The organism is Paenibacillus albidus, from assembly GCF_014644435.1.
GTDB classification, from domain to species: Bacteria; Bacillota; Bacilli; order Paenibacillales; family Paenibacillaceae; genus Paenibacillus_AQ; species Paenibacillus_AQ albidus.
Window position 1 is genome coordinate 25,840 of record NZ_BMKR01000013.1, and the last position, 26,141, is coordinate 51,980.

Genomic DNA, 26,141 nt, shown 5'->3' on the forward strand with positions numbered 1-26,141 from the left:
GTCATTGATAGTTTATAGTCTTGTTAACGTTCCATTCACAATACTCTGATAATCTCTATAAGTGTTAGGGGATGATCATCCAACCTCAATATAAAAGATGATGCGGAGGATAATTATGAAAAAAGGGCTGATCGCTGGTCTGACAATATTAGCTGTGATTGGGTTAAGCACGAGCCTTGTATTCCCCGGGAAACATGCTACGGCTGAGACGGGTCAAACCGGGCCATCGGTATCTCAGATTGAAGCACCTGCCAATCTTGATGATATCGCAGGTCTGACTGCCTTAGTTGATGGAATCATGGAAGAAGATATGAACCGTTTACAAATTCCGGGAGCGGTCATCTCCATCGTAAAAGGCGACAAGATCATTTTGGCCAAGGGTTATGGCAGTTCCAATCTGGAACAAGCGGCTCCGGTTGACCCTGCAACCAGCATGTTCCGAATCGCTTCAACGACAAAGCTGTTCACCTGGACAGCGGTGATGCAACTGGTTGAACAGGGCAGGATTGATCTGGACACTGATATTAACACCTACCTGAAATCAGTGAAGATCCCTGCTACTTATCCTGAGCCAATCACGATGCGTCATTTGATGACACATACAGCAGGGTTTGAAGAGGGTGGAGTCGGTTATCAAATCGCCATAGATCCTGCCAAATTGCCGGGGTCAATCTCGGAAACACTCAATAAGCATATGCTGGCACGGGTGAGACCGCCCGGAGAGTTGAGTTCCTATTCTAACTATGGAGCCACTCTTGCGGGTATGATTGTGGAGGATGTCAGCGGCGTTCCTTACAATGATTATATTAAAAAGTATATTTTCGATCCGCTGGACATGAAATATTCGACTGTAGTGGAGCCTTTGCCGGAGTCTTTCATGCCCTACAAAGTTGTGGGGTACAAGAGCGAGAACGGCAGCTTTATTCCTGGCACCCCTACATTCGAGGGCGGCTTTCGTCCTGCCGGCTCGGGTACCGTATCTGCAGTAGACATGGCATACTTCATGATCGCCCATCTGCAGAACGGGAAATATGGTGACCAGCAGATTCTGAAACCCGAGACCGCAGAACTAATGCATTCAACGGCGTTCCAATTCGATAAACGTCTGCCGGGAGTGGATCTTGGGTTCGCAGAGAAACGAATCAACGGTATAACGCTGATTACTCATGGTGGTTCCGACCCAATGTTTAATACGGAATTATATCTTGCGCCTGCCAAGCAAGTAGGTATCTTCTTATCCTACAACGGCGGTCAAGGTGGTGAATCCGCGGCAGGTCTAGTCCAATCCTTGTTCAATCGGTATTATCCCGCTCCTGAAACGGAGCAGCCTGAGTTCTCCGTTTCTGCGGAATCTATTCAGAAATATGCCGGCTCCTATCAATTTACACGCCGAAACATTAGTGATATTGATAAGTTTTTCAACTTTTTTGCCCAACTGAATGTCGCGATTGTGGATAATAAGCTATCCTTGGGAAGTGGTAGTGAACAACAGCTGTACAGAGAAACCGGTCCGAACCTGTTCCAGCTCGAGGGAGGTACCGAACAAATTGTCTTCCGCACGAATGAGTCCGGTAAGGTTACACATATGCTCTTGGGCATGGCTCCGGATATGCCGCTGGAGCGTACGCCACTCTTGGATCAGAATAAGTTTTGGCTTATCGTACTTGGCGTCTCGGGGTTGATTTTCATCACTGCATTGCTTGGACTAATCTTCTCCAGACGCAAGATCAAGGCGATGACGCCTCCGGAAAAGTGGGCCATCCGACTATCTGCGGGAACTGCTGGTTGGGCGCTGCTGTCTTTTGTCACGACATTTATGGTGATTATGTCAATGGACACGATGCAGAAGCTCAGCGGTATCAGTCCTTTGCTTTCTCTCAGTTTGGTTATGCCAGTCATTTTGGTTGGCTTGGCCTTATCTTTGCTAGTCTTGGCTATATTGGTTTGGAAGAATAAGTATTGGACAGCTTTCAAACGTGTGCATTACACGCTAGTTACGCTTTCGGCTGTCGCGATGACTCTATTTTTTTACTATTGGAATCTGCTGGGTTGGCAGTTCGGATAACGCCATTTCTTGCCAAGAATAAATTATATATGATATAAGCCTAAGAGAGGAGGATGATCGTGGCTACTATACTTATCGCGGATGATGATGATAACATCCGAAAGCTGATGTCTCTGTTTTTGCGCAAAGAGGGTTTTGACCTCAAAGAAGCCAGGGACGGCACCAAGGCGCTGTCCATTATAGAGAACTCGCAAGTTGATCTCGTCATTCTAGATATTATGATGCCAGGATTGGATGGTTGGGATCTGTGCAGGGAAATCAGGCGCTCTGATGCCAACCTCCCCCTCCTCATGGTGACGGCCAAAGCGGAATCTGCACACAAAGTGAAAGGGTTTCAACTCGGTACGGACGATTACCTGACCAAACCTTTTGACCCGCTTGAACTGGTGATGCGAGTAAAAGCGCTGCTTAAACGCTCGCTGGTTGTTTCTTCCCAGTCTGTGCAACTGGGCAATGTGGTGCTTAACCGCCGCACTTTTCAGGTTACGCGTGGTGAAGAAATTGTCACGATTCCTTTAAAAGAATTTGAGCTTATGTTTCTGTTAGCCAGTCACCCCGGGCAAATCTTCACAAGAGAACAGTTGATCTTGCAAATCTGGGGATTAAATTATGAAGGAGACGGCCGGACTGTAGATGTGCATATAAGTCGGTTGAGGGAGAAATTCAGCGGCAACGGCGAGCGCTTTCAAATCGAAACGGCTCGCGGCCTTGGATACCGGCTGATCCCTGAGCGATGATCAAGACATTGTATGTACGCGTCATTCTCACGTTTCTCGGCATCATTATCTTTAGTCTAATCTGTTCCTTTTTCATTGGCTTATATGTTTTTCAGCAACAAATAAGTTATAAGGGACAGAACGAAATGATCGCAGTGGGCAAGGAGATCATTCACCGCTATGATGAAGCCAAACCTAAAGATACGGACGAGTTCCTGAATAGTATGGTTAAGGTATCGGCACATCCTATCCACCTTTACAAACAGTCCGGGGAACATACTTTTTATGGGCTCATGGATAGTCCTGCTGTCACCATCACCTCCGAAGCTGTCAGGCAAGTGTTGCAGGGAAAGATCTATCGTTCCTCCACGGAAGATAAGGATACGTTCATCGGAATGCCCTTTATGTTAAAGGGGGAGTGGTGTGCGATGTTCTTGCAGTACTCTGCCGAGAACGAAAATATCGTCAACCGGATGATGCTCTTTGTGCTTTTACTCGTGCTTTTGCTGGGGAGTGTATGCATTCTTATTGCTGCCAGATATTTGGTGGAGCCGATCAAAGCTTTGACGAATGCAACAAAAAGACTAGCCAAGGGTGATTTCGAGGTAGATCTTAAAGTGAACCGTGTGGACGAAATCGGGGATTTGACTCAAAGCTATGTGGAGATGGCAGGTGAACTGAAGCAGTTGGAGCAGATGAGGCAGGATTTCGTATCCAACGTCTCTCATGAAATCCAGACACCGCTTACGTCTATTTCCGGCTTTGCCAAGGCGCTGCAGAACAATGATTTGATTGTGGAAGAGGAACGCAAGGACTATCTTGATATCATCATTGCGGAGAGTGAACGTCTGTCGAGGCTAAGTGATAATTTGCTGAAACTCGCTTCCCTAGATTCCGAGCATCATCCCTTCAAAGCAGGCTCCTTCCATCTTGACGAGCAGATTAGAACAATCGTTGTGACCTTTGAGCCGCAGTGGTCAGCCAAAAGCATCGTGATCGATCTAGAGCTGCCGGAAGCTGTCAATATTAAGGGGGATGAAGATCAGCTGAAGCAAGTATGGATGAATCTGCTCAGCAACAGCATTAAGTTCACGCCTGAAGGCGGGAAGATCCGCATCAGTTTAGACAGCAGTGCAGCAGAAGTATCCGTCACCATCAGCGATAATGGCATCGGGATTCCCCCGGAAGAGTTCAACGCCGTATTCCAAAGATTTTATAAAATAGACAAGTCGCGGAACGGAACTAACAATGGGAATGGTCTTGGACTTGCGATCGTTAAAAAAATTGTCTCCCTGCATCAGGGGAGCATTGAGGTGGACGGTGCGGTTGGAGAGGGAACGACGATTATCGTCAGGTTGCCCGTCTCTCCGTCTGCTCCCAGCCGAAAGAACCATAACCCCTCTGAAGAACGAGCGCAAGGAAACTAAGCAGCTTATTTAAACTCAATTCACAAAACAACCGCTCCTTCTGCAAACCTGCGAAGGGGCGGTTGTTTGTCGTTCGCGTAGCATCTTCTACTCCTCAACCGTCTTCGCTGAACTCGGCGTGTTCTTGTTCTTATACATCCACAGCGCATATTCGAGCGGGCGCAGCAAAGATTTGCGATAAGTTGCCATGTCTCCGGAACGGGCAAATACTTCGCGGGCCGGCTTGGGGTTGACCTCCAGCACGTAAATTCTGCCTTCGCGGTCAATGGCGAGATCCAGGGCAAGCTCGCATAAGGCGCCGAAGCTGTCTTCCAGGAAAACTGCAGCCTCGAGGCCCAGCTTCTCTGCGGTCTTCATGGCCTTCTCCGCCTTGTCTTCGCTGCCAAGCCACTCTTTCAGCAGCTTCTCCGCACGGACGGCGCGGCCGCCTCCATGCAGATTGGAGGTTACACTGTTGGCCGCACCCACCCTTCCGGCCATGCCGGTCAGCTCCCAGATCCCCTGGCCGTTTTTCTGTACCAGCATGCGGTAGTCGTGGAAACGTCCACTTGACAGCCGCAGCGGGATGCCCTGCTGCACCAGGTATTGCCCTCCAAGACACCACTGGCGGACAATGCTCTCCAGACGGGGGAGGGTTACTTTCCTGGGCGCGATAATGCGGCGGTCCTGGCGGCGGCCTTGAATGTCGAACCGGCGTTTTGCGCTCTGCAGGCGTTCTATTCTCAGAATGCCGCGCCCGCCCGTGCCGTTAATCGGCTTAACATAGATTACAGAGCTATGTTTGAGCAGCTTCTGCAGATCCGCCGTGGATTGATACAGCATGGTTTCCGGCAGGTGCTGCCGGAAACGGCTCTTTTGCGAGAAGGTCTGATGAATCGTCCATTTATTACGCAGAGGCCGGTTCAGGAAGGTCAAATGATGGTAGCGCGAACGGAAGCGAAGCAGCTGCTGGAAACGTTCGCTGCGCTGAATCCGGCAGCGGTCATAAATCATGTTCGGGAACTTTCGCCATTTGCGGGACCACTTCCCGCTTTTTGGATCATAGACAAGGGCATGGATCAGCTCTTTGCCGGGATTTACGTCTGCTGGAGTGAATACGAAAACATCCAGGCCAATCCGGCTGCCTTCCACAATCATTTTCTGGTAGACGCTTTTTTCTTCGAGCTGCTTGGCTTCGTTCAAATATAACGCAAGAATGCCTAAAACGGGCTCTGGCACAGGGATTCACCTTCTTGTGGAGAGATGGGGTGGCTAACGCTGCCAGGCAGCGACCGGAGCAGCAGGGTGGCCTTGCCGGTAGGGCCGATTGTCAGCGACACGGCGGCAAGGCCGGCGTTGAAGCACATCTTCAGGCTGGGTATATTGTCGGCAGCGACACAACACTCCAGCCGTCCCAGCCGTTCCAGCTGGGCAGACATCAGGGAAGTGCCGGTACGTCTGTTCCGGTACAAAGGATGGACAGCGACAAGACAAGCCGTCTTGCCGTAGTCCGATACGAAGCTGACACCCGCAAGCTGGCGGCCTTGTTGTCCGCGTACGGTGGCAACCAGCAGCGAGGTGCCGGGCAGGGCAAGCTGACTCGGCGTCAAGCCGGCCAGCACCTTGCAGCCGCGGTGGGTAAGCCGCCGGTCGCCGTGTTCTCTCATGAATGAAAGCAGCCCGGCGATCCGGTTCTTCCACGGTCCCGCATCCGTATCATAGAGGGAAGAAATCAACATGTCTGTCACTTCCTAATTTAAGGGGTCTGCTTGCTCTGGCGGGCCAGATAATGACTGTATTGAAAAATCCGCTCCAGCGACAGCTTGCGGATGGCCGGTTCATCGAATTTCATCGGCCGGGAGTTGGCTTCAAAGAACCAGAGGCTGCCATTTTCATCCACGCCAAGGTCCATCGACATTTCACCCAGCCTCGTCTCCGAAGCACGCTCAATTTGCCGGGCAATCAGCAAAGCGGTGGTGGGGACGGTCTTCAGAATGGTGGCGGCACGCTCGCTGCCGAAGGTACTTTCCAGCATGGTGTCCGGCTCCTCGATACTTCCGCCGCGGGGCACATGGGTAGTGATGCTGCGGGCCCCGGCCAGCCTTGCGCCGATACCTGTAATGCCCCAGCCTCCCCGGCCGTTCTTCTGCAGCAGCACCCGCAGGTCAAAGGGACGTCCCCGGTGGGTTGCCAGCTCGATGGCCTGCTGTACGATGTAACGGGAGCTGCCCTTTTCCTTGACGATGCGTGCCCAAAGGCGGTCCATTGTGGCCGACTTGTAGGTGACATTTCTTCGGCCGCTTTGAATCTGCAGCCGGTAAGGCAGGCTTGCCTCGGAGCGGTATTTCAGCCGCATGATGCCTTTGCCGGCTTTGCCGCTCTCCGGTTTGAGGTAAAGGCTGTCATGATGTTTCAGCATGGCAATGAGTGTGTTCGCGCTGCGCAGCCGTCTGGTTTTGGGAACATGTTTGGCGGTGGCGCGCGACCCCTTCAGCCATTCAAATAAGTCCCATTTATTAAAGAAAAATGGATTGAACAGCTGAATTTCCGGATGCTCCAGACATTGGGCGATTTTGCGGATCACCGGCTCCCGCTCTTCTTTCTCGCGGGTCGGAATCCGGTTATAGATTATTTGCGGCAGGGGCAAAGGGATGCTGTACCAGAGCTTGCCGCCGGGTGACGGAACATAACCCGTCACCGTGCGGTCTTCAAGCTTCAGATCCCGAACCGTCACCACATACACAAGGTAGCCCATTTCTTTGCCCATACGGATAAGATCCCGGAAATTATTGCGGTTCCCGGCGAATTGCCGTTCTTTGTCACTGGTGGTCAGGATGGCAACGACAGGTTTATTGTGATCCGGCGTACGGGTGTTCACATCTCATCCCTCCTGCGGAATTTGCTGAGATACAGACAATGTTCCAGAATGTGCTCAATGGAAGCTTTGCCCTCAGCGCGCAGGGAAGGGTGGCGGAAAATGGAGCGTCCCGGTTTGGCATTCGCCTCGAACATCCAGATATCTTCATCCTGATCAATTCCAAGATCGAACCCGATCTCGCCAAGCAGATGGCGGTGCTGAATTTCCAGCGATTCGGCCAGCTTGACTGCGGCTCCTTTGGCCCGCTGCAGCACCTCATCCGCGCGGGCTCCGAACACACGTCCAAGCGCCTGCTGCGGCGTGAGCAAGGCGCCGCCATTCTTAAGATGGGTCGTGACACTGCCGCGGCCGGCCTTTTTCGCGCCGATACCGACAACGACCCATTGATTGCTGCCATTCTTGTGCATATGGAAGCGGAAATCAATGGGGCAGCCGTCGATTTCAATCAGCCGGATGCCTTGCTGCACCACATAGTTGTGCAGATGCTGGCCGTGACGGCCCCGCAGCATGCGCATGAGGCTTTCAAAGGTGGTGAAACGCAGCAGTACGTTTTTTCCACCCTTGCGGTAACGGGCAAAATAGCCCTTTTTCGGCAAATAAGTCAGCCGGTAAATGCCGTGGCCCAAGCTGCCTGCGGAAGGTTTGTAATATACGAAGTGATGGCGGTCCAGCATATCCTTAATTTTGTCCGCGGCCGGATTGCTGTGGGTTTCGGGCACATACCGGTTGGCGGCACTATCATTCTCCAGCAGCCGGTAGATATCCGATTTATTGAAGAAGCTCCAGTTGAAATATGGAATCTTCTTGCGCATGAACCTCTCCCGCAGCTGATTCATGAACGCGGAGGTCTCTGCTCTCCGGCTGGGCAGCCGGTTGTAGACAACGTCGGGAAGGGGCACCATCTTGCGTTCAAATTTGCCGGTTCCGCTCAGGAAATACCCGTAGACCTGCTCCTGCTGCCAATCGATGTCTCTGGGCATAAAGGCAAAAATATAACATTTTCCGCTGCCCTCACGCAGCAGCTGCTTGATAAAGCCGGTACGGGAGCCGAAAGGATTGGAGGAAGAAGACGGCCCGTCGGATAATATGCCGACCAGCGGCCCGAGCTGAACTTCGTCATTTTGCAGATTGCGCAGGTAAATGCCCCCTGATTTGGGGATTTTAATCGCGCTCTTGACACCCGAGGCGAGAAACATATGTTTCCCGGCCCGTTTGATGGGCTTAATCAGGGCCGGGATCGTGTTTTTGCCGAGCCGCAGCCTGATATTCTTTTTTCCGGAAAGCTTGAGGCTTTTCATCAGCGAACCCGAGACATACACCACTCTCTGGGGCTGCTTGGTGAAATGCACATTGCAAAAAGTGAGACCCATTTATGAATCCTCCTTAGGAACCATTGATATCATTCTTCGTAGTGACGTTAGCGGTCTGCGAGCTGAGCCTGCGTCCGGCGCCCGCAAGCAGCAGATGGCGTGCATAGCGCAGCGGGTTCTCGGCTGCCAGCCTTGCTGCCCGCCTGTCGCCGGTGAGCTGGAATACCGTGCGGCCTGGTTTGGAATTGGCCTCCAGCAGATAGAGCCGGCCGCCTGCATCAATTCCGAAATCCAGGCCAAGCTCTCCCAGTCTTCCGCAGGCATTCTCCAGCAGTGGCGGCAGATATTCGGCTTCTGTTATAAGCTCCTCCATGATGTCTCTGCCCGCCGGACCATATTCGGCGAGCAGAAAGGGAAGGAGTGCCGCCGCTGTTCCTCCGCCGTGCAGATTGGAGGTCAAGGAACCACGGTTTCCGAGCCTCACGGCCATGCCGGTGAGGGACCAGGCGCCGTGCCCGTTCTTTTGCATCAGCACACGTACGTCGAACGGCTGCCCTTTACTGCTGGTCAGATGCAGATAAGGCTGTATAATATAGCGGCGTGAGCCGATGAAATCATGGATCCACTTCAAGGCGTTATCCTCTGCTGCAAATACATAGTGAAAAGATTCATTTCCCGGATCACGGCCCCGAACGCTGATTCCTCCGCCTGAGCCTGAGCCCAGCAGCTTGGTATGCAAGGTTCGTTTGCCGTGGGTGCCGGCTTTGGGCTTTAGAAAAAGTCCGTATTCTCTTTCAGCAAGCAGGGTACTGAGATTCCGGCTGCCGGTGTACAGCCTGGTTTCAGGCAGCAGTGCCGCAGCACGGCGGTCATGTTTCAATATTTCATAGACCCCCCACTTATCGGGTAACCCGCGTGACCAGGGCAGGCTGCGGGAAAGTGCGGATAATGCCGCCGCAGCTTCCTTCCGTTCCTTAAAGCTCCGGTAGAAACAGCGGTTATATACAATGTCGGGCGGCGGGGATACCCGTTGCTGCCACTCTCCGTCTTGCCAGGTGAAGCCGTTGACGCTTTGACCGTCTGCCGCCACCCCTTCCGGATGAAAGACGAGGACCTTCAGATTGTACAGCGGGGCCGCCCGGCATAAATCTATGCAGAAGGCAGGTTCCGCTATCGGAGGATTCCCGTTCCGTTGACCCGTCATAATGCCGAGGCAACCCGCTGCAAGATCTCTCATAATGTCCTCCTTATAAACCGGCCAAATAGCGGCAGTACAAAACCATTTGCTTGACGGACGGTCTTATTTTTTGATCATTAAGCGGAGTGTTGTCGTTCTTGGACGGTTTGGAATTCACCTCCAGCAACCAGATCCGTCCGGATTGGTCCAGCGCGATGTCGATGCCAAGCTCCCCGAAGTGGGCGGGGATATAGGTCTCGACACCACGGGCAATCGCCAGAGCCGCCTTGGGCAGCTGGATTTGCACGCTTTCCTTGGCCCCGGGGGAGAGATTGCTTTTGCCGACAGCTTCCTTAACCGTGCTGAGGCTGCCTCCCCGGGCCAGATTCGACACAAAGTGATTGCTGCCTGCGGTGCGGGCAACGATAGAGGTAACGCCCCACTTGCCGGTGCCGTTCTTCTGAACGAGCGCCCGGAAATCTACGGGCCGCCGCCCCAGCTCCATCAGGGGCAAGCCCTGCTGAATCTGGTAACGGGTGCTCTTCATCTTGGGGGCAACAGCCTGGAACAGCTTCGTCAGACTGGGGAAGCTCTGCTTACGCGTACCGAGCTGTGTCGTGGACAAAAGCCGGTAGCCGCCTCCGTCTTCCCGGGAGATACGGAGAATGCCTTTGCCAAGGCTGCCGCGCACCGGCTTCAGGAATACGCTTGGATAATGGCTGCACATTTTCTTTAATACAGCAAAGCCGCTGAAGGCATGCGATTCCGGCAAATAACGCTGCAGGGCAGCGTCCTGTGCTAAAGCTTCAAATACTTCGGTCTTGTCGAGGAACTTCTCATTGAAGAAATGGGTTCCATAACGTGATTTTACTTCCGCCAAAAAATGCTGTACGCTAGTTTTGTTCTCTGCCTTGCGCGAGGTGAGCCTGTTGTTGATGACATCGGCCACCGGCAGACTCTGTTTCCGCCAGCCTTCGTCGTATACCCACCCCTGAATGGATGAGCTGCGCATCTCCAGAGCTTCCGGGGTGAAGAAATATACGCAGGCCCCCTGTGCGCGGCAGGCATTGGTCAATTCCCGGCAGAACAGGGTAATTTGGCCGAACAACCTGTCGGGGTTATCCGGATGGTCCCGGCTGACGAGCACCCCGATGAGCGGACCCAGCCGCAGTGTGCGGCTTCCGGAGCTGTAGGAGGCACCCAGCGATTGACGTCTTTTCCAGCCGGTTCTACTTGCCAGTCCTTCGCTTACGCGCAGACTGTCGGATTTGGGAACCGGGATAACGGTGACCTCCTGCCGTAAAGAGCCGAAAGCCAGCTGGATTGTGCTGTGTGCCGGGATCTTTAGTTTCTTCATGGACCTCTCGCCAAGCATGACGGTATTGTCCTGCAGGATGCCCGTGTGGACCGTCTGGACCGGGATCTTATATTGGGACATCGTGGATCTCCTTCCGGTAGGCAGCTTGATGCCGGCAAAATGATAGCTAAGGGTTACATATCATTCATCATATGGAGACATCTGACCCTTGGTGATTGACCTAGGGGTTAAAAAGCCTGGTGAAGCAAGTTTTACTGAGCACATAAATCGCGGAGTCTGCCCCCGCAAAACTTTTAGGAGGAATTATAATGAGCATTTATGACAAAGCGCATGAATTGGCGAAAGCCATCAAAGAAAGCAGTGAGGTGATTGACATCAGAAGTGCGATGAAGCTGGTAGAGGCCGATGCGGAGAGCAAGCAGATGCTGGATAATTTCCGGCGGAGCCAGATGGAGCTGCAGCAGCGGATGATGAGCGGAGATATGCCGCCGCAAGAGGAAATCGAGAAGATGGAGAAATTGTTTGAGGTGCTGAACCTGAATTTGGGCATCCGCCGTCTGTTCGATGCCGAGCGCCGGCTCAGCGTGGTCATTGAAGATGTGAACAAGATCATTACCGAAAGTCTGTCGGAGCTGTACGGCGACGCAGAATAATCGGGCGCTTTGGGAGCGGCAGCGCCAAAGCTCTCCGCAAATAAGGGTGTTCCCATAGCCGCAAGGCTTCAGGAACACCCTTATTTGTTGTGCATTCAGATCGCGGGAAACGGGCTGGCCACCGACAGGCCTGCCAGCGGCGTTTTAATGCAAAAAATACAGCAGAAACAGCCCTGCGGGCTGTTAAACCGGATTGTGCTGTATTTCGTACATCAAAATCCGGCAAATCCCTCCATAAGGAGCGTTCCCGGCTGTTTCTGATGTACAAATTACATCGGAGCGGGTCCCAGGCGCTCTTGTGAGTCTATACTGCTGCACAATATGCAGCAGTATGCGGTATGCGGCATTCAGTATGAGGTATGCAGTATCCGGTATCATCCGGTATCCGGTATCCGGTATGCAATATGCAGGATCGCTTAGCCCCACAAGGCAGCCACAAGAAATAGGCTGCAGGCTATAGGCCGCGGGCTACATGCCACAAGACTGGCCGGGCTGGCTGCTGCCCAACAACCGTCCCCGCTCAGCCTCTAGTCCTGTTTGCCTTCCACGGCGCAGAGCAGAACGCCTGCGGCCAGCCCCAGACGGCGGTCAAGCCGATGTTTGGGATCTTCTGTGAAATCAGCCAAGATCTTGGTCACCAAAGGATTGAAGTTCTGATTGAAACCGGCAATGGCGCTTCCACCAATTTCAACCCTATATTTCTGGGGAATAATGTTGATGAACCGCCGCAAGAGAGCCATGGCTGTGCTGTCTTCCGTAATTCTGCCGATCTCTTCGTCGTTTCTGTCAAGGATCAGCCATTCGTCCTTGAGGATCGATTTCAGTCCTTTGCGGCGCAGAGCGCCGACATGTTCACCGGTCTCCGAATCGTGCACATCATAGGTCGCCCCAAAATCAATGACACTGCGGGCTTTGATTCGCAGCAGCTCTTTATGCATATTCTCATCCGTGTAAAGAGCAATATCTTCTTTCAGGCGGAAGGCTTTCATCTGGGAATAAAGAACAAGATTCTCCGAGTTGTCATAGATATGAATCTTGGCCCCCAGCACGGAAAGCACCTTTTTGCGGATAACATATTCAGTGTGATTAAATGCCTGGTTCACTTCAGAAATCGCCTCCTAAATTGAATTTTATCATCTCATAGATATACTCTATTTGCTATGCTGATTCTGCCGGATAAATGATTTTTTATGATCTGCCGGAAAGTTTTTTAAAGACTTGTCTCATATTCCGGGCGGCTTGTTCATAGAGTAGAAATATAGAGTCGGGCCAAGGAATAATCTTATAAAGAAGGAGCTGTCCCTATGAGAAAAAGAAACAAGTTCAAGCACGGAGTATACCTGCTGGTAGCACTGGCTATGCTGCTGTATGCTCTGCCGAAACTGTCGCTGGATAGTGGGCCAAGCTGGGTATTCGGGTTCGGTATTGTCTGGTGTGTTTTTGCCTTCCTGGTTATTGCTGCACATTTACATGTGATTATCGGGGTGGACGAGGAGAAGGCCAAACGCCTGGAGGCGGTCCGCAAGGAGAAGCTGAGACAATGGGAAGGCAAATGGTACGACGAAGGCCGGGTTACGCAAAAGTCATAAATTCGCTGTAGAATTAAGTCGCATTTTGGCAAAATAATTAAATATCCAAGTAAAGACGTCTTACTGGTGAAGAAGGCAGGATCTGATTTGGAAGAGTACGTACATTTTGCTGTGCGTATTTTTCTGGTTGGATCCTTTTTTGTTTTTAATCATCTGGCCTTATCCAGCTGTGTGGGAAAGCGGTGCGGGACGGTTGTACTGAAGCTTTCTCTCCGTGTATAATGAGTACAGGTTAGTACAGATCGGAGCATGGGGGTGTAACAGTTGGAAGGACAAGGCGATGCAATTACCAAACACGAGCAGCTGCTGCAGCACATCGAAAGTCTTAAGGTAGGCACCAAAATATCCGTCCGCAAGCTGGCCAAGGAAATGGGTGTCAGTGAAGGTACCGCCTACCGGGCAGTGAAGGAAGCGGAGAATCTGGGTATCGTTATTACAAAGGAGCGGATCGGTACGGTCCGTGTGGAAAAAAAACCCCGCAACATTTCCGAGCAGCTGACATTTGGGGATGTAGTGGATATCGTGGAAGGCCACGTGCTGGGCGGTTCGAACGGCCTGAACAAACATCTGCACAAATATGTGATCGGAGCGATGAAGGTTGATGCGATGATCCGGTATATCGATGCAGACAGTCTGCTGATTGTAGGGAACCGCGACGATGTGCATTCGCTTGCACTTGAGCAGGGGGCAGGTGTGCTGGTCACAGGCGGCTTCGGCACCAGCCGTGAGGTTAAGGCGCTGGCAGATGAGCTGGATCTGCCGGTGATCTCTTCCCGGCACGACACCTTTACCGTGGCTTCCATGATTAACCGGGCGATTTTTGACCGGTTGATCAAGAAGAAGATTATGCTGGTTGAAGATATAATCGATAATAAGCCGCGCCTGAACACGATGAAGATCTCCAGCACCGTCAAGGAATTGCGGGAGCTGTCGAAGAACAGCGGAGAACAGCGTTTTGCGGTGACGGATGAGTGGAACCGTGTGATTGGGATCGTGGGACGCCGTGACGTGGAGGACTCCGCAGAAGGAATGAGCATTGAGAAGGCGATGATCCGCAGTCCCATTACAGCAACCCTGCAGACCTCGCTCGCTTCGGCGGCCCAGATCATGATGTGGGAAGGGATCGACTTTCTGCCGATTGTAGACCGCAACCGCAAGCTGGTCGGCGTTCTGACCCGCAGGGAAGTGCTCCAGAGCCTGCGTGATGTCCGCAACCAGCCACAGCTGGGGGAAACGTTTGACCATCTGATCTGGAACGGATTCGCAGAGGAGCGCGATGAAGAGGGGCATCTGTTTTTTCACGGCTTTATTACACCGCAAATGGCTACCGACCTCGGAACCATTTCAGAAGGTATCTTGTCCACGCTGATGACGTTGTCCGCATTCAAGGCAGCCAAGGACCTTACGGGGAATGATTATGTGCTGGACAACATGTCGACGTATTTTATCCGTCCGGTCCAAATCGAACATTCCATCACCGTGATGCCGAAGCTGCTGGAGATCAGCCGGCGCACCTGCAAGCTGGAAATTGAAATCAGCCATATGGACATTCTGGTGGCCAAAGCCGTGCTGATGCTGCAATCTATAGACCACGGTTAGGGGATGCTGCGAATCCCGGAAGCACACATAAGGGCTGACCCAAGAGCCATGAATTTGGCCGGACGGGTCAGCCCTTCGCTTTTTTTTAAATATAAGAATTTATATGCTTCGCGCTATAAATTATCCTTCTATTTCTCGCTGAAACGGTTACCGTCCTTATAAGGACGGCGTAGCCGTTTCTACTTGTTCCCGTTAAATAGAAGGCAGCATAGGCTCCGTTTCCAGTTCCCGGAAATTAGCCTTTGCTGCGGATACGGTTGTAATAGCCGTAGCTGCGCAGTCCCGAGAAAATATTAAAGATACCGATGACCAGAAACAGCGCTTCCACAATGATACTGACCGTAGAGCCGCGGAACAGGAACATGGACATCAAGGCAAGGGTCACCAGCATGGCGCCCTGCATCACGTTCATAACGGAACGTTTCCGGCCTTTGACTGCGGGGTCTGCGGCCCGGCGGGAGGATAAACTGAATACGGCGGCGCCAATGACGAAGACCACCAGCAGGACAAACAGCAAATACTTGATGAGGATGATCATGGACAGGCAGCTCCTTTAACATGTCATGCTTGAGTTTGTTACCCTGTCCCTTATTGTAGCATGATTGCTGTCAGGTGCGCCTATAAGGATTGATTTCCACCCAGATTTGGAGCACGCCCTCCATGACAAGCATGGTCCGGATGCGGACGGTATACTCTTTGTCCCGCACCGGGTACACTTTGCCGTCCAGCAGCAGGCGGGCCAGCTTGCCGTCGGTATCAATCTCGAACATGCTGCGGCCGCGCATGGGCTCCAGATCCGAGAGCATATGGCGGATAATTTCCTTAATTGTGACCTGATCGAGGACTGCGGTACCTTCCCGGGCTTTGCCTTCTTCGGCCCGGATCTTGATCTCGCGGATGACGGTGGAGGTATTGCTATATTTTTTGAGCGTCAGAATATCCTTTTGGTATTGTTCAATCTGTACACGCAGATCCTGGTTCTTTAGCCACAGCACATTATAACCGAGATGAAAAATGGCATTATACACAATGCCCCCAACGACCATCCCGAGTACAAAAATGGCGGAAATTTGCGAAAAATGACGGAAGCGCTGAAATGGCGGGACTCTCATGGCGTTAGCGCCCCCTGCCGCACACCCATTTAACCAGTTCGCTGCCCATATGGGCTCCAAGAAATGCGAACACGAGGTAGAGAATCTGTTTGATGGCCGGAGAGAGATTGCCGCCGAGCATATTGCTCTCAATTACCCGCATCGGATCAATGGTGCCGCCGACCGCTGCGGCGAGGGCCCAGATTTTGATCCGGTCGGCAACTTCCAGCATCGTTTGGGTGGGCGGCTGCAGGGAGACAACGGCACCGATTCCGCCCAGCATGGCTCCGCCCAGTACAATCCCGCAGGCAATGAAGAAATCAAGGATGGCTTTGCTCAAAAAAATGTTCATAGGGGCTCCTTTCAAGGGCGAGGCTTGTGGGAGGCGCTGCCTGTCCCTGTGCTCTTAATCCATTCTATGGGCGGTTACCCTCCGAATATGATAAAATAGTTACATCTTATAGCTGGATTTGTGACAGTGGAAGGAAGTGGGAGGATGAGCCCTTTCGTGCATTTGCATGTGCACAGTGAATACAGTTTGCTGGACGGGGCAGCGCGCATTGCTGATCTCGTGCGCCGGGCCGGTGAATACGGCATGAAATCGCTGGCGCTTACCGATCATGGAGTGATGTACGGGGCAATCCCTTTTTATAAAGCGTGCCTGGCCAGCGGCATCAAGCCGATCATCGGCTGCGAAGCCTACATGACCTCCGGCTCCCGCCGGGAACGGGGCAGCCGCAAGGATCAGCCGATCTATCATTTGATCCTGCTGGTGAAGAATGAGACCGGATACAGGAACCTGATGAAGCTGATCTCCATCGGCCATCTGGAAGGCCATCATTATAAGCCGCGCATCGATATGGAGGCCCTCGCTGCACACGCAGAGGGCATTATTTGTCTCAGCGCCTGCCTCGGCGGCGAGGTGCCGCAGCATCTGCTGCATGGGCGGGAAGCGGAGGCCCGCAAGGCCGCGCTGCGGTATAAGGAGATTTTTGGCGAGGATTTCTATCTGGAGCTGCAGGACCACGGAATGTCCGAGCAGAAACGGGTGAATCCGCAGCTGATCGCGCTGGCGGCGGAGTGTGAGATTCCGCTGGTGGCAACAAACGATGTGCATTACCTGGCCAGAGAGGATGCCGAGGTGCAGGATGTTCTGATCTGTATCGGCACAGGCAAAACAGTGGATGATGAGGAGCGCCTCAAGATCGGCACGGATCAGCTCTTTTTTAAGAGCGGTGAGGAGATGGCCCGGCTGTTTCCGCATGTGCCGCAGGCGCTGGAGAATACGCTGCGGATTGCCGAGAAATGCAATCTGGAGCTGACCTTTGGCGAGCATATTCTGCCTGCCTACTCACCGCTTCCGGACGGCATGGATGCCGCGGCTTATTTGCGGCAGCTGTGCCGGAGCGGTCTTGAGGAACGTTATGCGGACACGGAGCGCTGGGCTTTCCCTGAGCAAAGGGAGGCAGCCGAGCAGCGCCTGGCGTATGAGATTGGCGTGATTGAGAATATGGGCTTCTCCGACTACTTCCTGATCGTCTGGGATTTTATCGCCTATTGCCACCGCCAAGGCATTGCCACCGGACCTGGACGGGGCTCATCAGCCGGCAGCTTGACGGCCTATGTGCTGCGGATTACCAATGTGGACCCGCTCAAATATAATCTGCTCTTCGAGCGTTTCCTCAACCCGGAACGAATCACGATGCCGGATATTGATATTGACTTCAGCGACGAACGCCGTGATGAGGTTATCAGCTATGTCGTGGACAAATACGGCAAGGAGCATGTGGCCCAGATCATCACCTTTGGAACGATGGCGGCGCGCGCCGCCGTCCGCGATGTGGGGAGGGCCCTCAATCTTCCCTATGGAGAGGTAGACAAGGCGGCCAAGCTGATTCCGGGTCAGCTCGGCATCAGCATTACCCGGGCGCTTGCGGCCTCGCCGGAGCTGAAAGCTCTGTATGAAGGCAATCCCAAGACACGCAGCCTGCTGGATATGGCGATGAAGGTCGAAGGCATGCCGCGCCATGCTTCTACGCATGCTGCAGGTGTCGTCATCTCGAAGGGGCCTTTGACGGATGCCGTGCCGCTGCAGGAGGGCAACGAGAGCACCGCGCTGACCCAGTATTCCATGGAGCATCTGGAGAGTGTCGGACTGCTCAAAATGGACTTTCTGGGCCTGCGCACGTTGTCCATTATTGAGCGCTGCATGAATGGAATCCGGGAGTTGGAAGGTTCTGTTCCCGACTTCCGGCTGGTCCCCGACGATGATCCGGCGACCTATGAAATGCTGGGGCACGGGGATACTACCGGGATTTTCCAGCTGGAGTCCTCGGGGGTAAGGCGGGTGCTGAAGGATCTGAAGCCGAGCGGATTTGAGGATATCGTATCGGTCGTGGCCTTGTACCGTCCGGGACCGATGGAGTTCATCCCCAAATATATCGCGGGCAAACACGGCCAGATTGCGGTCGAGTATCCCCATCCCGACCTGACGCCGATCCTGGCGGATACTTACGGGATTATTGTCTATCAGGAGCAGATCATGCAGATTGCCTCCCTGATGGCAGGTTTCTCGCTCGGCGAAGCGGATCTGCTGCGCCGCGCCGTCTCCAAGAAGAAGCGGGAGACGCTGGACCAGGAGCGGAGCCACTTTGTGGAGGGGAGTCTTAAACAGGGCTACACGGAACAGGATGCGAATGCCGTCTATGATATGATCGTACGTTTTGCCGATTACGGCTTCCCGCGTGCCCATGCCGCCGCCTATGGCGTACTGGCTTTCCAGACGGCCTATCTCAAGGCCCATTATCCGGTACAGTTCATGGCTTCAATGCTGACAGCTGTGATGGGCACCCACCGCAAGGTGGCGGAATATGTGCTGGAATGCCGCCGGATGGGCATCGGTGTCCTGCCGCCGGATGTCAACGAAAGCGGTGTGCTGTTCACCCCGGTTCCCGGAGAGGGCAAAGGACATATCCGCTTCGGGCTGGCAGCGGTGAAGAATGTTGGAACGCTTGCTGTCGAGAACATCATGGCGGTCCGCAAGGAGCGTCCGTTCGACAGTCTGCTGGATTTCTGCCGCCGCGTCGACTTACGGATCTGCAACAAGCGGGTGGTGGAATCCCTGCTGCAGGCCGGCGCCTTTGACTGTCTGCCGGGCCACCGGGCACAGCTGCTCGCCATGCTGGACGAGACGGTTGACGCCGCTGTGAAATGGCGCAAGGAGCGGGATGAACTGCAGATCCAGCTGTTCGATGATCTGGTCGAGACACCGAACTGGGAAATCCGCTACCCGGACATCCCGAGGTTCACAGGCAGCCAGCAGCTGGAGCTGGAGCGTGAGCTGCTGGGCCTGTATCTCTCCGGCCATCCGCTGGATGACAGCGCGGAGCTGCTGGAGGAGCCCAGCATGATGCGCCTGATGGATCTCGGCGAGGCTGCGGACGAGAGCCAGACCGTCACGGCCGGCATGGTCGTCTCCGTCAAGGAGATCACCACGAAGCAGGGCAAGGCCATGGCTTTTGTGGAATGGGAAGATCAGATCGAGCGCTGCGAGGTCGTGCTTTTCCCCGAGGTGTGGAAGCGGAGCCGCAGCCTGATCGAGAAGGGCGCGCTGCTGGCTCTGCGCGCCAGGGTGCAGCTCGAAGACGAAGGCTTCAAGCTGCTGGCCGAGGAGGTGGCGCCGCTGGCCGCGGAGCCCCTGCGCGGCCTACTGCAGCGCCGCAGCGCGGCGGCGGCCCGCCCGCAGGGCACGGGCCGCACGGCACCGGCAGGAGCTGCCGCAGGCGCTCCTGCATCAAGGCCGGGCACCGGGGGAAGCGGTGCCCGCAATGCCGGCCCAGGCGGCGCGCCTGCGGCTCCGGCCGAAGGCCGGCGGGACGCCTCCGCAGCCGCCGGGAGCAGCCAGCGTGTCTTTATCAAGATCACGCCGGCCGCAGAGCAGGCGGGTCTCTTGCCCCGCCTGCAGGAGCTGCTGCAGGCCCACCCGGGGCCGGTAGCAACGCTGCTGTTCTACGAGCGGGAGCAGAAGCTGCTGGCGCTCAGCGACAGCTACCGGATCAAGCCCTCTCCGGAGCTGTCCGCAGCGATTGAGGGCATGCTGGGAGCCGGTACGGTGAGAATAAAATAAGAACATTTTCCCCTTTTGCCGCATACATTAGGAAACCACAGGGGACTTCCTGTGCGGAAAGGGGAATCACTTATGTCCTATCAAATGGCAGCGGATATGCTGGAGCGCAGGGGAGTATCGCTTGCTTCTGTAGCAGAGATCGTATATATTTTGCAATCGGCTTATTATCCCGATTTATCCATGGAGGAATGTCTGGCCAGCGTCAAGGCCGTTCTCGGCAAAAGGGAAGTGCAGTACACCCTGATGACCGGTATTGCGCTCGATGAGCTGGCGGAGAAACGTCTGCTGCCGCAGCCGCTGCAGGCGGTAATGGAAGCTGATGAATCCCTTTACGGGGCGGACGAGACTCTGGCGCTGGGCATTACCGGGGTATACGGGATGATTGGTCTTACGGGATTTGGATATCTGGACAAAATAAAGCTTGGCATCATTGGTGAACTCAACGATGATAAGAGAGGGATTCATGTCTTCCTCGACGACCTGGTCGCCGGCGTTGCCGCCGCGGCTTCTGCCCGGATCGCGCACCGCCATGAGGGCGCCAAGGTCTATCCCCATGTCACCGGTACCGAATGACACATATAATGGACGCTGAATGTGCATCAGGCATTAAGGCATTCAATCGCCGGGAGTTTTGCGCAGAAGACACAGCCTGGATCTCCCGGTGCCGTTGGGCGCTCAGGATGACCTTAAGCAGCTATCGGGGTTAAGGCATTCAGACGGCTTTAAGCGGCCTGGGATGTCCGGACTTGTGCCGGATGAAGCGGGAGGCTCCTGTTGCGGTCAAAAAGAAAACTGTGTTATCATGATTCCATCATACGGGATACGGCGGGAATTAAGATTGGGGAGGCCTTGCAGGACATGTGGACGGTAATCTATATCGCGCCAACCGCCAGAGTGGCGGATATGATTCAACGCAAGCTGACGGAAGAAGGATTTATGATTAAATGCCGTCCGGTTAATATGTCCAAGCAGCAGTTTGAGATTTTGGTGCCTTCGGGTGAGCTTGAGGAAGTGCAGGAAGTCCTTAATCTGATTCTGCATCCCTGAATAGAACATCTGAATGAGCAGTATTACAGCGGCAAGCTGCTATATACGCAAATAAACGGCTGAAGAGGTGCGACCCGTGTTCAAAGATTTATTCCAGAAAAAACGAAAGTACGCAACAATACCTTCAGAGCGTCAGGAGCGAAGCGGCGGCCCGGTAGAAGGGGAACGCCCCAAACGGGAGATTCCTGAAGGATTGATGAGCAAATGCAGCAAATGCGGTACGATCCAGTACAGCAAGGAGCTGGAGAAGAACCTGAAGGTATGCCCGTCCTGCGGACATCACATGCGTCTGAACGCCGCTGAGCGGATTGCCATGACGCTGGACCCGGAAGGCTTCATTGAGTTCGACAGCGAGATGAGATCCATCGACCCGCTGCAATTCCCCGGGTATGCTTCCAAGCTCGAACAACAGCAGCTGAAATCCGGACAACCCGATGCCGTTATCACCGGCCAGGGAAGCATCGGAGGCCACCCGGTCATTGTGGCTGTGATGAACTTTGAATTTTTCTCCGGCAGTATGGGCTCGGTGGTCGGAGAGAAGATTACCCGTGCGGTTGAGGAAGCAACGGAGAAGAAACTTCCGATGCTGATTTTCTCCACTTCCGGCGGGGCAAGGATGCAGGAGAGCATTCTCAGCCTGATGCAGATGGCGAAGACCAGTGCAGCTCTGGCCCGGTTCGGGGAAGCGGGAGGACTGTATATCTCCATCATTACGGATCCGACAACTGGCGGTGTGTCGGCCAGTTTCGCGAGCCTTGGCGATATCAATATTGCGGAGCCTGGAGCATTATTCGGCTTTGCCGGGCGGATCGTCATTGAACAGACGATCCGCCAGAAGCTGCCGGATGACTTCCAGACCGCTGAATTTAATCTGGAGCATGGTCAGCTTGATATGGTGGTGCACCGCAAGGAGATGCGGGCCACGTTGATCAAGCTGCTGGAATTGCATGATGTGAAAGGGGGATTTTAGGTTGGCAGGAGAGTTGCCTTTTGAAATGCCTCTGGTAGAAATGCGCAAGAAGATTGCCGAACTGCAACAGTTCGGAGCCGAGAAGGGCATCGATTTCAGCGATGAGGTGGCCCGGCTGGAAGAACGCTACCGGGTGCTGGAAGAAGAAGTGTATTCCAATATTTCGCCTTCCCAGAAGATGCACCTGGCCCGGCACCAAGCCCGTCCGACCTCGCTGGATCTGATGGGGTTCATCTTTACCGATTTCATCGAGCTGCACGGGGACAGGCTGTTCGGGGATGATCTCGCTGTAGTTGGCGGAATTGGCAAGCTGAATGGCATTCCCGTGACCGTGATCGGACAACAGCGGGGCAAAGATACCAAGGATAATATTCAAAGATTTTTCGGCAGTGCCCATCCTGAGGGCTTCCGTAAGGGACTGCGGCTGATGCGGCAGGCGGACAAGTTCAAACGTCCGATTATTACCTTTGTGGATACCAAAGGAGCCTATCCCGGCAATACGGCCGAGGAGAGAGGCCAATCCGAAGCGATCGCCCGCAATCTATTGGAAATGTCGCAGCTGGGGGTACCCGTTATTTGTGTGGTTATCGGCGAAGGGGGCAGCGGAGGTGCGCTTGCACTGGCCGTGGGTAACCGCGTGCTGATGCTGGAGCATGCGATCTATTCGGCAATTACACCGAATGGTGCAGCCTCCATTTTGTGGAAAGACGCCTCGAAGGCAGATCAAGCAGCCGAAGCCATGCGGATCACAGCTGCAGACCTGCTGGAGATGGAAGTCATCGAAGAGATCGTGCCGGAGCCAAGAGGCGGAGCACACCGGGATTACGAGGCTACGGCAGCGGCGATCAAGGATTCGTTATGGCGTCATTTGCAGGAGCTGTCTACGATGGATTCGGCAGAGCTCAAGGAAGACCGGTACCGTAAATTCCGCAAGATCGGTGAGTTTTCAGAGGGCCAGCAAGAGCTGTTATCCCAGGAAGAAGAGGCACTGGATGAGGAGCCTTCACGCTCCCTGTAATTTGCACTTTAACACATATAACTATACTTATCGGCCCTGAATACCAGGGTATAACCGATATCCATTTTTTACCTCAATAATAATCCCGGGATTTGGCCGGGATTATTTTTCTTTTGTCCGGATTTTCTGAAAATAAAGCAAGAAATTGCTGAGAAAACTCGCGAGAACATTGATTTTGTGTCTAAGTTGCAGTAATATTCATAAGGGCGAAGTTAAAGGTACATGTGATAAAGTTCCTATGCAAACGATAAGCCTTGTAGTAGATTTTGTAGTTGGAAAAAGTGAGACAGAGAGAACGAAAAAACGGAGGAAAACCTAATGCGGAAAAGTAAAATTGTATGTACGATCGGTCCTGCTAGTGAATCGTTGGAGAATATCAAAAAATTGATTTTGGCTGGTATGAATGTAGCCCGTCTGAACTTCTCCCACGGCGATTTCGAAGAGCACGGCAACCGGATCAAAACGATCCGTCAGGCATCTGCGGAGCTGAACAAAACCGTAGCTATCCTGCTCGATACGAAAGGACCTGAGATTCGTACAGGCAAGCTGGAAGTAGAACCGATTGAACTGGTTCAGGACGAGTATCTGACATTGACTACGGAAGAGATCCTTGGGGACCAAAACCGTATATCCATCACTTACAGCGAACTTCCTAACGATGTTCAAGTAGGCTCGACCATCCTGATCGACGACGGCCTCATCGGACTTACAGTTGTCGACATTCAAGGCACAGAAATCAAGACCCGTATTGTCAACGGCGGTACGATCAAGAGCAAGAAGGGCGTAAACGTACCGGGAGTTCACATCTCCTTGCCGGGTATTACGGAAAAAGACACCAACGATATCGTTTTTGGGATCGGACAGGACATCGATTTTATCGCAGCTTCCTTCGTTCGCAAAGCAAGCGACGTTCTGGAAATCCGTGAACTGCTTGAGAAGCACAATGCAGCTCACATCCAAATCATTTCCAAAATCGAAAACCAACAAGGTGTTGACAACCTTGATGAAATTCTGGCAGTTTCCGACGGCCTGATGGTTGCCCGCGGCGACCTGGGTGTGGAAATTCCGGCTGAAGATGTGCCGCTTGCCCAAAAGCTGATGATCCAAAAATGCAACATTGCCGGCAAACCGGTAATCACAGCTACCCAAATGCTGGATTCCATGCAGCGTAACCCGCGTCCTACCCGCGCTGAAGCGAGTGACGTGGCAAATGCGATTTTTGACGGAACCGATGCGATCATGCTGTCCGGTGAGACGGCTGCCGGGAAATATCCGGTGGAGTCCGTGCTGACAATGTCCCGCATTGCCGAAAAAGCAGAATCTGCATTGAACCACCGTGAAATCTTCATGAAGCAACAAATTGCCCAAGAAACAACCGTGACTGAAGCTATCAGCCAATCGGTAGCCATTTCGGCTCTGGATCTGAACGCAAAAGCTATTATTTCTTCGACTGTGACAGGTCACACTGCACGTGTAGTTTCCAAATACCGTCCTAAATCGCCAATCATCGCGGTTACGACACAAGAAAGAACTATGCGTCAATTGGCTCTTGTCTGGGGCGTAACTCCAGTATATGGTCAGGTCGCTTCCACAACAGACGAGCTGCTGGAAACCGCAATTAAAGGCGGTAAGGATTCAGGTCTTGTCAAAGCTGGAGATCTGGTTGTTATCACTGCCGGCATTCCGCTGGGACGTTCCGGTTCCACCAACCTGGTCAAAGTCAGCACAATTGAGTAGATCCCGGTAACCCCGGCGGCGGGTTCTGCTGCAGGGCTATGGGTCCTAACCATAAACGAAGCAATGGTGAATCCGCCATTGCTTTTTTTTTTTGCTGAAATGTGACGTTGCATTTCGTCCGTTTATGCTATTGTAATAAGGGATATTTTTGTGCTGTATGAATGTGGAGGCAGAGCTGGTAGCAGGGGTATTCCGTTAAAAAGGACTGGAGAGGACTTGGCGTACAAATGGAAAAATTAGTGAAGCTGCGCGGCTTTTATCTTTTTTTAGGACTGGCTGGTGGTTCTTTTGGCTCATATCTTACGCTGCTGCTCACCAAAAACGGGCTGGACAGCGGACAAATCGGCCTCTTGATGGCTACGGGCACGCTTATTGCAATTTGTATTCAGCCGATGTGGGGAATGATCTCCGACCGGTATAATCAGACCCGGCTGGTGCTTATTCTAAGTGTAGCCGTGCCTGCTGTGCTGGCGGTGTTTTACCGTTCCGAATATTTTATCGTGCTGCTGCTTGTCTACACTGTGTCCACGGTCTTTTCGTCCACACAGGCCCCTATCGCCGATTCTTACGCCATAGCGGCGGCGAACAGGGCTGGGTCCACTTATGGGAGCATCCGCCTCATGATGAGCATTGGAGCGGCTGTGGGGGGCTATGCAGGCGGGATGTACGTCAATGCTTTCTCCGTATCTTCCATCTGGCTGCCATTCCTCTTCTTTAATCTGCTGGCGGTGTTTATTGCCTTAACCCTGCCCAGACAGGCGGAAGAAAATCATATGATGAGCCAGTCGTTTAAACAGGGAATCCGGCAGCTGCTGGGCAACCGGGTATTTCTGGCCTTTTTGGGCGGGAGTTTTTTGGTGAACCAGACGATGACGGCTTTCGGCACTTATTTTGTGCTTGCCTTTCAATCTGTAGGCGGTTCTATTCAATATGCGGGGATCGCCCTGTTCCTGGCCTCAGTAACCAATGTGCCTTCCATGTTCTTCGCTTCGGGAGTGATCCGGAAGATCGGCCGGGAGCGGACCCTGCTGCTTGGTGCGATTATTTATGTATTGCGATGGGGCATACAGGTGGCTTTTCCGTATCCGTCCGTGATGATCGGTGTGCAGGTGCTGCACGGGCTGTCTTTTGGCTTTTTTTACATTGCTGCGGTCGAGTATGTTTCACAGATTACTTCCCGGGAGATGCAGGCCACGGGCCAAAGCGTATTCAACATGGTCTTTACCGGATTTGCCGGCATTCTCGGAAATCTGCTTAACGGGGTTCTGCTTAACCGGGGCGGCGTTGAGGCGATGAATTTGTCGTGTATGCTCAGCTCGGCAGCGGGAGCGCTTTTGCTGCTCTATGTCGCCCGGAGCACCCGCCGGAAGAAGCTCCCCTTGCCCCTTGCCTCGGAGGGGGCAGGCGTCTGAGCTTTGACTATACACAAGGAAAGGAGCAT

The 26,141-nt window shown here is 53.4% G+C and carries 23 protein-coding genes; 13 read left to right on the forward strand and 10 right to left on the reverse strand.

Going from position 1 to position 26,141, the window contains the following annotated elements; all coding sequences use genetic code 11:
• Positions 1-115 precede the first annotated feature (115 nt).
• The 3 genes from IEY53_RS16605 to IEY53_RS16615 are packed head-to-tail and all read left to right on the forward strand — an operon-like array spanning position 116 to position 4,208.
• Positions 116-2,065: a serine hydrolase domain-containing protein gene (locus tag IEY53_RS16605; RefSeq protein ID WP_229696193.1), complete on the forward strand. Its 1,950-nt coding sequence runs from the start codon at positions 116-118 to the stop codon at positions 2,063-2,065.
• Between the two features lie 59 nt (positions 2,066-2,124).
• Positions 2,125-2,802, forward strand: a complete 678-nt coding sequence (locus tag IEY53_RS16610) for a response regulator transcription factor (protein WP_189026851.1) — start codon at positions 2,125-2,127, stop codon at positions 2,800-2,802.
• A complete protein-coding gene (locus IEY53_RS16615) occupies positions 2,799-4,208 on the forward strand; it encodes a HAMP domain-containing sensor histidine kinase (RefSeq protein ID WP_189026853.1) in 1,410 nt (469 codons plus the stop codon). The genes IEY53_RS16610 and IEY53_RS16615 overlap by 4 nt, the downstream gene beginning before the upstream one ends.
• Before the next feature lie 87 nt (positions 4,209-4,295).
• Here the strand turns inward: IEY53_RS16615 and IEY53_RS16620 are convergent, their stop codons facing one another.
• Genes IEY53_RS16620 through IEY53_RS16645 form a run of 6 tightly spaced genes read right to left on the reverse strand, consistent with a single transcriptional unit; the run spans position 4,296 to position 10,990 of the window.
• On the reverse strand, positions 4,296-5,426 hold the full coding sequence (locus tag IEY53_RS16620) for a YheC/YheD family endospore coat-associated protein (protein ID WP_189026854.1): 1,131 nt from the start codon (positions 5,424-5,426) through the stop codon (positions 4,296-4,298).
• Positions 5,408-5,935: a GNAT family N-acetyltransferase gene (locus IEY53_RS16625; protein ID WP_189026856.1), complete on the reverse strand. Its 528-nt coding sequence runs from the start codon at positions 5,933-5,935 to the stop codon at positions 5,408-5,410. The genes IEY53_RS16620 and IEY53_RS16625 overlap by 19 nt, the downstream gene beginning before the upstream one ends.
• An 8-nt stretch (positions 5,936-5,943) precedes the next feature.
• Complete coding sequence (locus IEY53_RS16630; protein ID WP_189026858.1) at positions 5,944-7,065, reverse strand: YheC/YheD family endospore coat-associated protein; 1,122 nt, start codon at positions 7,063-7,065, stop codon at positions 5,944-5,946.
• Positions 7,062-8,435 (reverse strand): YheC/YheD family endospore coat-associated protein, encoded by a 1,374-nt coding sequence (locus IEY53_RS16635; protein WP_189026860.1) that lies wholly within the window; start codon positions 8,433-8,435, stop codon positions 7,062-7,064. Before IEY53_RS16635 ends, IEY53_RS16630 begins: the two co-directional genes overlap by 4 nt.
• 13 nt (positions 8,436-8,448) lie before the next feature.
• Positions 8,449-9,612, reverse strand: a complete 1,164-nt coding sequence (locus IEY53_RS16640; RefSeq protein WP_189026862.1) for a YheC/YheD family endospore coat-associated protein — start codon at positions 9,610-9,612, stop codon at positions 8,449-8,451.
• A 10-nt stretch (positions 9,613-9,622) separates the two neighbouring features.
• The gene (locus IEY53_RS16645) at positions 9,623-10,990 is read right to left on the reverse strand and encodes a YheC/YheD family endospore coat-associated protein (protein WP_189026864.1); all 1,368 of its coding nucleotides are present in this window, start codon (positions 10,988-10,990) and stop codon (positions 9,623-9,625) included.
• A gap of 188 nt (positions 10,991-11,178) precedes the next feature.
• Between IEY53_RS16645 and IEY53_RS16650 the strand changes: the two genes are divergently transcribed.
• On the forward strand, positions 11,179-11,523 hold the full coding sequence (locus tag IEY53_RS16650; protein WP_189026865.1) for a YlbF/YmcA family competence regulator: 345 nt from the start codon (positions 11,179-11,181) through the stop codon (positions 11,521-11,523).
• Positions 11,524-12,050: 527 nt separating this feature from the next.
• Here the strand turns inward: IEY53_RS16650 and IEY53_RS16655 are convergent.
• Entirely contained in the window at positions 12,051-12,626 is a 576-nt protein-coding gene (locus tag IEY53_RS16655; RefSeq protein WP_189026867.1) for an LURP-one-related family protein, read from the reverse strand.
• Between the two features lie 201 nt (positions 12,627-12,827).
• Between IEY53_RS16655 and IEY53_RS16660 the strand changes: the two genes are divergently transcribed.
• Positions 12,828-13,112: a hypothetical protein gene (locus IEY53_RS16660; protein WP_189026869.1), complete on the forward strand. Its 285-nt coding sequence runs from the start codon at positions 12,828-12,830 to the stop codon at positions 13,110-13,112.
• A gap of 264 nt (positions 13,113-13,376) precedes the next feature.
• Positions 13,377-14,711, forward strand: a complete 1,335-nt coding sequence (locus IEY53_RS16665; RefSeq protein WP_189026871.1) for a DRTGG domain-containing protein — start codon at positions 13,377-13,379, stop codon at positions 14,709-14,711.
• A gap of 235 nt (positions 14,712-14,946) precedes the next feature.
• On the opposite strand, the gene IEY53_RS16670 is transcribed toward IEY53_RS16665, so the two are convergent.
• From IEY53_RS16670 to IEY53_RS16680, 3 genes are all read right to left on the reverse strand, one after another.
• On the reverse strand, positions 14,947-15,249 hold the full coding sequence (locus tag IEY53_RS16670) for a YtpI family protein (protein WP_189026873.1): 303 nt from the start codon (positions 15,247-15,249) through the stop codon (positions 14,947-14,949).
• A 70-nt stretch (positions 15,250-15,319) separates the two neighbouring features.
• The gene (locus IEY53_RS16675) at positions 15,320-15,823 is read right to left on the reverse strand and encodes a sporulation membrane protein YtrI (RefSeq protein ID WP_189026875.1); all 504 of its coding nucleotides are present in this window, start codon (positions 15,821-15,823) and stop codon (positions 15,320-15,322) included.
• A 4-nt stretch (positions 15,824-15,827) separates the two neighbouring features.
• Entirely contained in the window at positions 15,828-16,154 is a 327-nt protein-coding gene (locus IEY53_RS16680) for a YtrH family sporulation protein (protein WP_189026876.1), read from the reverse strand.
• A 144-nt stretch (positions 16,155-16,298) separates the two neighbouring features.
• On the opposite strand from IEY53_RS16680, the gene IEY53_RS16685 reads away from it, so the two are divergent.
• The 7 genes from IEY53_RS16685 to IEY53_RS16715 all read left to right on the forward strand — a co-directional run bounded on the left by IEY53_RS16685 (position 16,299) and on the right by IEY53_RS16715 (position 26,112).
• Positions 16,299-19,928 carry a DNA polymerase III subunit alpha gene (locus IEY53_RS16685; RefSeq protein ID WP_189026878.1) on the forward strand — a complete coding sequence of 1,210 codons (3,630 nt, stop codon included), beginning with the start codon at positions 16,299-16,301 and terminating at the stop codon, positions 19,926-19,928.
• 72 nt (positions 19,929-20,000) lie between these two features.
• On the forward strand, positions 20,001-20,501 hold the full coding sequence (locus IEY53_RS16690; protein WP_189026880.1) for a phosphatidylglycerophosphatase A family protein: 501 nt from the start codon (positions 20,001-20,003) through the stop codon (positions 20,499-20,501).
• A 285-nt stretch (positions 20,502-20,786) separates the two neighbouring features.
• A complete protein-coding gene (locus tag IEY53_RS16695; protein ID WP_189027060.1) occupies positions 20,787-20,975 on the forward strand; it encodes a glutamate decarboxylase in 189 nt (62 codons plus the stop codon).
• Positions 20,976-21,051: 76 nt separating this feature from the next.
• Complete coding sequence (gene accD, locus IEY53_RS16700; RefSeq protein WP_189026882.1) at positions 21,052-21,945, forward strand: acetyl-CoA carboxylase, carboxyltransferase subunit beta; 894 nt, start codon at positions 21,052-21,054, stop codon at positions 21,943-21,945.
• A 1-nt stretch (position 21,946) separates the two neighbouring features.
• Complete coding sequence (locus tag IEY53_RS16705; protein ID WP_189026884.1) at positions 21,947-22,963, forward strand: acetyl-CoA carboxylase carboxyltransferase subunit alpha; 1,017 nt, start codon at positions 21,947-21,949, stop codon at positions 22,961-22,963.
• A 318-nt stretch (positions 22,964-23,281) separates the two neighbouring features.
• Positions 23,282-24,700: a pyruvate kinase gene (pyk, locus tag IEY53_RS16710; RefSeq protein WP_189026885.1), complete on the forward strand. Its 1,419-nt coding sequence runs from the start codon at positions 23,282-23,284 to the stop codon at positions 24,698-24,700.
• A 227-nt stretch (positions 24,701-24,927) separates the two neighbouring features.
• Positions 24,928-26,112: an MFS transporter gene (locus IEY53_RS16715; RefSeq protein ID WP_189026887.1), complete on the forward strand. Its 1,185-nt coding sequence runs from the start codon at positions 24,928-24,930 to the stop codon at positions 26,110-26,112.
• Positions 26,113-26,141 lie beyond the last annotated feature (29 nt).